Origin of the sequence: Borreliella americana, assembly GCF_021043605.1 — a bacterium.
GTDB lineage: Bacteria > Spirochaetota > Spirochaetia > Borreliales > Borreliaceae > Borreliella > Borreliella americana.
This window is the reverse complement of sequence record NZ_JAJNFB010000028.1, coordinates 1-7157: the sequence shown is the minus strand read 5'-3', so window position 1 is coordinate 7157 and position 7157 is coordinate 1. Positions and strand designations below refer to the sequence as shown.

Here is a 7157-nt window from a genome sequence, read left to right as displayed (position 1 = left end):
GAGTATATCCTTTTGCAAGCAGCACCTCCTTATTAAAATGATTACTAAGGTGAGCTTTTGCAAGCGTATCAATTTCATTTATACGATCTGCCTCTAGTAACAATTGCTTTTCAACACGCTCTCTTTCTTCAACTTCTGCAAGTTCTTTTGTTATTCTTTCATTTATAGTTAAATCACGATTTATCTCTTTAGACTTTGCATTTGCCTGCTCTTTTAGACGAATATATTCTTCAAATTCTAAAGCACTTATAACTTTAGTATCAGATTGAATTTGCGATTCCTCTTTTTCTTGTGCCTGAATTACTTCTTTTTCTTCATTTTCAATCACTTTTTAGCTCCTTTCTCAAAATGAGAATAATTTTTCTTTCAAAATAGCTAGTTCCTCACTATTAAAGGAACTGCCTTGTATAAGTTGGTTATATTTACTATAAAGCTCAATTAGCTTTATATCTCTTTCTACTTTTTGATCTTCACTTAGCATAACTAATGAGTTGAACTTCATATCAAGGCCAAAATACTTTGCAAGCTTTAAATTACAAGAATTTTCAACTTGTTCTTGTACACCTTTTAGAAAATCATAATAATTGCTCCTATCGCCCTTACCATCATTTCCAAGCCCTTTGGCCTGCTCGTTAAAACTTCTAGTTAAAGGCTCCTTAGTATCTGCACCAATTTTTGCTTTAATTAGTGCTAACGCCTCCTTCAAATAACTGAGGTCATATTTTACAACTTCTAAACTAGCATTAGGAGTAGCCGTATAAAACATTCCCTCATTATTAAGATTGCTTTTAAGCCTAGCAATCTCGTGTGCTAATGAATCATTAAGACTGCGTAAATTAGAAATATCTTTATTATGATTGTTTGAATTTTGTTTTCTCAAAAAAGAAGATAAAATGCCACTTCCCCTATCATTATTGCTGCTCTGAGTAAGTGCACTCAACGAAGTTGTAGCACTAGAAAGTGCATCTTGTAGTTGTACTAAAGATTCATCTTTGTAAAACAAAAAATTGTGGTTTTCAATACGTCTTTCTATTTCTACGTATATCTTTTCAAATAAATAAATATCTAGCAAAAAGCTTTCAGTATAACACGGAACATATCTTTTTAAGATATAATCAAAGTTTTCATATATGATAAGTCGACTTTTATGTATTTTAACTGCGTCTAAAGAATTATTCTTATTGTTGGATTTTACTTTATAGGTTATATGATCAAAGTCAATTCCTAAATCTCTTACAGATTCATAATCAAGATATTCAAAACCAATAGGTAATTCTATATTAACGGGTTGTTCGAGATCTATTAGAGTGTCTTTGGTTTTTACTAAAACATAGCCAATCCCATGAAAACGGTAGCTTATAATACAATTAAGCAGAGCATTCTTAAGCTGTACCTTTAACCTAGCTAGTTCAAACTCACTAACATTCCGACTAATACTCTCAAGAACAAGTCCGTTCTTAAGGCAGTCTTCTGCTACATTTTCTATGTAATTTCTAAAAAATATTGAATATCTATACAGTTCTAATGAACTTATTTTATCTACTAATCTTGCTTTTCTTAAATTACACAACTTTTTACTTCTTTTTATTAAATTTTATATATAATAGCAAAAACTAATATTTTTGTCAAAAAAAATTACAAAAATTTTTGATTGCCGAAGTTACGGCGACACTCTTTATATCCTAAAGACAAAATCAAATATGCAGCAGATAGTGCATCAAGTGCATCATCATGGGTTTTGTTATCACCTTTATAAGTGTAAATATCATCAAATACAGAAGAACTACTGTATTTTGCAATGTAAAGTTTCTTGTAAGTAAACGGTGTAATTAATGATGTTATTCTACTGAGCTTATTAAATTTTGGGTTAACTGGAACAATTCTAAAATATTGACTCATATTACTCCTAAGCATTATATATTCACGAGTCAACGCACCGGCACCTTTAGTATTATCTCTATCTTCTAAGTACAGCGTGCGTACATTGAAATTTTCTAAAACAGTCTTCACCATATTCATAATATAAGGATCATTGACTGGTCGTTGGTCTTGAAATACAAAAGCATAATACTTATCATCAACTCGCTCCATAACACATAATGCAGTGTTATCTCCTCCAACACTAAATGCTGGGTCTAAATATGCTATTGGGCTAGTAAACACATAATCCTCAGTAATATTTATTTGTGTAAAAATTGAATCCGTGCTTGCTATCCATTCACCTAGCAAAACTCTTGCTTTATATGATGGTATATCTTTATATAGCTTTTCTTGTGTTTCGACAAATCCTTTACTAAGTAGCACATTATCATAAGTTGTAAACTTATATGTCTTAAAAGTCGCTATATTATCAATATAATCGGTTTTAAAATAGTGTTCTGGATGATCAGGATTGGTATCAAAAATAATAGTTTCTTGCCCGCATCTTAGTCTTTTTAAGACTTCCTCTAAAGTTTGCTTGTGTAAAGTTGTAGCCTCATTAACAAAAATAAGTGCTGAATTGCTTCCCCTAAATCTTTCAAAATCACTTGCCTTATCTCCACCATATAGATTAATACGTAGTGAATCAATCAGAATATATGAATTATTTGTATATCTTGGAATATAAGGAATTTTAAGAAGATTGCATAGCTTTTCAAATTGTCCCAAAACATTAACTTCAACTGAGCGTTGTGAATTCCCAATAATAAAATTATTAGTATCGCTAGAGTATAACTTTTTATTTTCAATTAAACTTTTTAGAAAAAGATAACATGCAAGATACGTTTTGCCGCTAGCTATGCCGCCGCTGAGTATAATCTTTTTTTCATTATTCTTTTTAATGCTTTTTATCACATTTTTTTGCTTTAAAGTTAACTGTTTTTCTTCAAACTTATCAAAATTAATTAAAGAATTTGTTAGCTTTACAAATTGTGATATATCAACTCCATATTTATTTTTGTATTGTTTTTGAAATGTTGTAAAAAGTTTTGTTTGATATAGGTTCACTTGTATCCCTTGCTATTTTTATAATTACTTTTACTCTCAACTTCATGAGCAGTAGCAAGTCTTTTCATACATTCGTAGTAAAGCTCCATTTCTCTTATTGAACACTCCTTTATAAGGTCATTAAGCTCACTTTTCAAAGAACCAATTTCTCCATCAACAACTTCATTGCTTTTTTTACTATTTCCTTTATTTAAAGAGTCAATTTGAGTTTTTAAATTTTCTATTTTAAAAAGCATGCTAGCAAGCTCCACACTAGAATATTGCTTAAATGCATTTATAAACCCTAATTCTAAATTAGCCCGCTCTAAATCCAATTCGCTTCTAACTTTCCTAGCGCTAACTTCTGATCTAAAGGTTTGTGCTAAAAGGTGTTCAAAAGTATCTTCACTAATTGTTACTCTAGAATCCTCATTATCAGAATCCCCTCCACTTTCCCATTTTTGTCTCATTCTCCACACATTTACTTTAGAAACTCCCAGTCTATCCGCTATTTCTGAATCACTTAATGACCCTTCTCTAAAGTATGCAACATAATCATCAAAAGACCTTTTGGTTCTCTTCAAAGAAATTCTCCCAAAATAACAAAATTAACAAATTGTTACTCTAAATAGTAACGCAAGTTAACAAATTATTAACAAAAAAATATTAACTTACTTATGCCTATTAATTACTGATCTATATTTACAATGTTTATAAACATAAAACACATAAAAATATAAAGGGGTGCAACATTAAATGTCAAAAACTTTTGATGAAAAAAATTGTTATTTCTGCAAAAAAACTCTCAAAACAGAATCTGAAATTTGTTTTGATTGTGAAATCAAAAACCAAAATATAAAATTTAATAGAATATTAGCATTATCATTATGTTTGTTTTTTGGTTGTTTAGGTATTTGTGGATTTTTTTTGTTTAGTCCTAAATCGGGTTTTACATTTATACTTATATCTATTCTTTTCTTTTTACTCAACATATTAATATATAAAAAAACAAGACAGTAACTAGTCTTGTTTTTTTATATATTAATATGTTTTTAAAACCATTTCTTTTATTATTTTTTATCTTCCCCCGCCTCTTTAAGTTCTTCTTCAATCTTATTAAGCGAATTAGTTATAACTTCATTAATCATATCGCTAGTATTATTACCATTAGTTATATTTTTGAAGCCCAATTCTCGAGCATAAATCCAAGCTTGCTGTCCAAACTTCCTCTGGTTACCAACTCTATTCCCTTGAGTTTGTCCAGTTGTAGATTCCGCTTGACCTTTAAGCTCTTCAAATTTCTGTTTGGCCTCTTGTAAAGCTTGTTTTCTCTCTCCTTTTTTCTTTACCAAACTCTCTTCAAGCGTCTTAAATTTGCCTTCAAGTTCTTTCCCCTTTAATTTTTCTCTTATTTTTTTTGTTTGTCCTTCATAATTAGAATATGTTTCAAGAGAAGTTTTTCTAGAATCTAATTTTTCTATTTTATTCTTTAATTCTTGAATTTGTTTTTCAATTTCTTTTGTATCTTTTTCATCTAATTTAGATAAATCTTTTGCCTCTAGAATTTCTAAAAATCCTTCAACTTGTTTTTTCAGATCTTGTTCGGCTTCAGATATTTTAGAATTTGAACTTTCTAAAGCTTGTTTAAAACTTTTTAAGTCTTTATTACTTACATCATTCTTGCAAGAAATTATCAAAGCAAAAACTAACCAAACAATAAACATTATCTTAATTATCTTATTCATATTTGCTTACTCCTTTACTTTGTATCTTTATTTTAAATTTTTCTTAAGCTCTTCTAGTGGTATTGCATATTGAGCAATTTTACCTCCTGTAGTCTTATTATCTCCCAAAAATGTAATATATTGAGAACCATCAATATTTTCTATCTTTGTTTTTATCTCTTTATTTTTGGTACTGTTTGCAACATTTTGTTCATCCTTATATCCATAATACAAACTAGCTTTAAATGACCCGCCCTCAGTCATTGCTTTTATAAAGTTAGCAACTTCTGCCTCTTCTAATGTAAAGAATGTAGCGGTGTACCCTGGATTAACATTTAACCCAGTTTCAATACCATTTCTTTCTTTTCTTACAACTACAGTTCCTAGGTCTGTCCAGTTACTACCACTAGTATCTTTATTTTTAATTTTTACAGTAAATTCAGAAAATTTTATATTTTTAACTTCTGATTCATCACTACTTTGACCATCATATGAAGTATGATTCTTACAAGAACTTATCAAAGCAACAAAAATAGCACAAATAATAAACATTTTTATATTTATATTTTTATTCATAAGTTACTCCGTAAGTCTTAATAATAACGCAATACCCTAATGATTACAATTCTTTAAAGCTTTAAATATCTAATTTTGTTACATTTCAAATTACATTGTTACAAACTTCAAATGTAATTTTAATCAACTCTCAAAAATCTCTCCATTGCAAATGCCCTAATCATTACAAAAGACTAGAAAACACATACAAATTAAATTTCAAAGTCTTTGCTATATATCACTTAAAGTATCTAGTCTTTCTTAAGTCCACACCTTAAAAATTGCCTCTTCTGTTTATCACAGCCACTCCACAACCCAAATTTCGCATGCAATGAGAACACCATAAATTTGACTAAAATTTTGGGTTTTTGATAAAATATAAATTACATTTTTATTAAATTTTTATTACTTTTACTTAATTTAAAAGTAACACTTCAAAGGAGAGGATTTTATGGAAACTAATAATTATTTTAATTTAAATAATTTCAATATAGACTTTATGCTCAAATTCTTCCAAGACTATCAAAATGTATTAAATGAAAACAAAATTCTTAAAAATTCACTAAAAATTTCTTCTAAGCCTACTAAAAAAGCTTCAAAACCAACTCCAAAGTTTTATTTGAATCAAAAAATTATCAAAATAATTGAAAAATGCGTTAAAACATTAAAACAAATTGACCCAATTTCTGGTTGGTTTTTACATCTACTGGCAATAAGTGGCTGCAGAGGTGCCGAACTGCAAAAAGTAAAAATGCAAGATATTACTCCCTTTTTAAGCAAAACTGGAGAAACTTTTTACAATATAAAAGTAAATGTAGCTAAAAAAAGAAATGTCACTTGCATTAGAGAAATTGTCATAAAATCTGTAGAATTTGATGCTATTCAAAAAGCTCACAAAAATTACTTTAATGAAAAAAATCTTGACCCTCGGCGTACTTATCTTTTCCAAAAAACTAAACATAAATTTAAAGATAATCAAATTAGCATTATCCATATTTCTAATAAATTCAAAAATCTTCTCAAAAAGTCAGGATTTCGTGCTAATAAATCACTTCATTTATTTAGAAATTTGTTTATTTCATATTTAAAATCTAATGGTTATAATTCTTTTCAAATTAAAGAACTTATGAAGTATTATTCAACTTCCGAAATTGATAATATCTATGGACTCTCTGCTGCTAATAAAATTCAAGCTTATAAATGCATGAAAAATAACCTTAAACTTTAAAAAAACTACTTTAGTCTAAATATACGCTTTGAAGTTACTTTAAATATTTTCCCACGAGGCTTCAAGTCAAGTGAATCATATAATATTTCTTTATTTTTTGTTGCTATAAAGTGATATCCATTAACCTTATCGATTTTAACTTCACTTATTTCAAATTCATTGGCTGCACCTAAATAATTTAAAGATTCATATCTCACGCTACTTCTAATTCCGTAATAATTAAGTATCATACATGGATTTATAATAAAACAATTACTCTTAATGTATCCAAGTCCTATAAATCTATAATACGCTGCATTTATCTCATACGCACTAAATTCACGTTTCTTAAATAGACTTGTATAATAATGTAGACACAAAAAGTAACAGCCCCACCTTTGTATCTCTGGTCGTAAAGTTCTATTGTCTTGTTTTATTTTATTAATAAGCATTGATTATTCCTCCAATATTAAATTATTTTTTTTAATTTTTTAGCTAACCCATTCACATGGGGACACTGACACTATTTGTCAATGCTATATTGCCAGGGAAAAAGACTTTACCACTTGTTGGTAGTAGTCCACTTAATCTATCTGATATTGCTCTTTTCTTAGAATCAAAAGTGAACACAAATTCTCTAAACCTATAATTTACATGCTCAATTAGTGGACATATATTCTTAATATTGTGGGTTTTCATTTTGA

9 protein-coding genes are annotated in these 7157 nt (G+C 28.6%); 1 reads left to right on the top strand and 8 read right to left on the bottom strand.

Annotation, left to right across the window (positions count from 1 at the left end; genetic code table 11):
• The 6 genes from LRB30_RS05325 to LRB30_RS05300 all read right to left on the bottom strand — a co-directional run.
• Nucleotides 1-328 (bottom strand): DUF1357 family protein (locus tag LRB30_RS05325; RefSeq protein WP_231020016.1); only part of this gene is annotated, 328 nt, incomplete at its 3' end.
• 15 nt (nucleotides 329-343) lie between these two features.
• Complete coding sequence (locus LRB30_RS05320) at nucleotides 344-1570, bottom strand: phage portal protein (protein ID WP_231020014.1); 1227 nt, start codon at nucleotides 1568-1570, stop codon at nucleotides 344-346.
• Between the two features lie 65 nt (nucleotides 1571-1635).
• Nucleotides 1636-2988 carry a PBSX family phage terminase large subunit gene (locus LRB30_RS05315; RefSeq protein WP_231020012.1) on the bottom strand — a complete coding sequence of 451 codons (1353 nt, stop codon included), beginning with the start codon at nucleotides 2986-2988 and terminating at the stop codon, nucleotides 1636-1638.
• Nucleotides 2985-3551 (bottom strand): DUF603 domain-containing protein, encoded by a 567-nt coding sequence (locus tag LRB30_RS05310; RefSeq protein ID WP_231020010.1) that lies wholly within the window; start codon nucleotides 3549-3551, stop codon nucleotides 2985-2987. The genes LRB30_RS05315 and LRB30_RS05310 overlap by 4 nt, the downstream gene beginning before the upstream one ends.
• A gap of 486 nt (nucleotides 3552-4037) precedes the next feature.
• Nucleotides 4038-4712, bottom strand: coding sequence for an ErpL protein (locus LRB30_RS05305; protein WP_231020007.1), 675 nt, complete (start codon nucleotides 4710-4712; stop codon nucleotides 4038-4040).
• Nucleotides 4713-4739: 27 nt separating this feature from the next.
• The gene (locus LRB30_RS05300) at nucleotides 4740-5267 is read right to left on the bottom strand and encodes an Erp family outer-surface lipoprotein (RefSeq protein WP_231020006.1); all 528 of its coding nucleotides are present in this window, start codon (nucleotides 5265-5267) and stop codon (nucleotides 4740-4742) included.
• Between the two features lie 430 nt (nucleotides 5268-5697).
• Here LRB30_RS05300 and LRB30_RS05295 point away from each other — a divergent pair, with 430 nt between their 5' ends.
• On the top strand, nucleotides 5698-6474 hold the full coding sequence (locus LRB30_RS05295) for a tyrosine-type recombinase/integrase (RefSeq protein WP_231020003.1): 777 nt from the start codon (nucleotides 5698-5700) through the stop codon (nucleotides 6472-6474).
• Nucleotides 6475-6479: 5 nt separating this feature from the next.
• On the opposite strand, the gene LRB30_RS05290 is transcribed toward LRB30_RS05295, so the two are convergent.
• A complete protein-coding gene (locus LRB30_RS05290; RefSeq protein WP_012644089.1) occupies nucleotides 6480-6905 on the bottom strand; it encodes a DUF261 domain-containing protein in 426 nt (141 codons plus the stop codon).
• 52 nt (nucleotides 6906-6957) lie between these two features.
• The coding region (locus LRB30_RS05285) for a DUF244 domain-containing protein (protein ID WP_231020001.1) at nucleotides 6958-7157 on the bottom strand (200 nt) is incomplete at its 5' end.

What these genes read in the sequence shown, in the direction of transcription:
- LRB30_RS05305 (WP_231020007.1), bottom strand. Translation starts at nt 4,712, where the DNA reads ATGAATAAGATAATTAAGATAATGTTTATTGTTTGGTTAGTTTTTGCT.
- LRB30_RS05290 (WP_012644089.1), bottom strand. Translation starts at nt 6,905, where the DNA reads ATGCTTATTAATAAAATAAAACAAGACAATAGAACTTTACGACCAGAG.
- LRB30_RS05295 (WP_231020003.1), top strand. Translation starts at nt 5,698, where the DNA reads ATGGAAACTAATAATTATTTTAATTTAAATAATTTCAATATAGACTTT.
- LRB30_RS05300 (WP_231020006.1), bottom strand. Translation starts at nt 5,267, where the DNA reads ATGAATAAAAATATAAATATAAAAATGTTTATTATTTGTGCTATTTTT.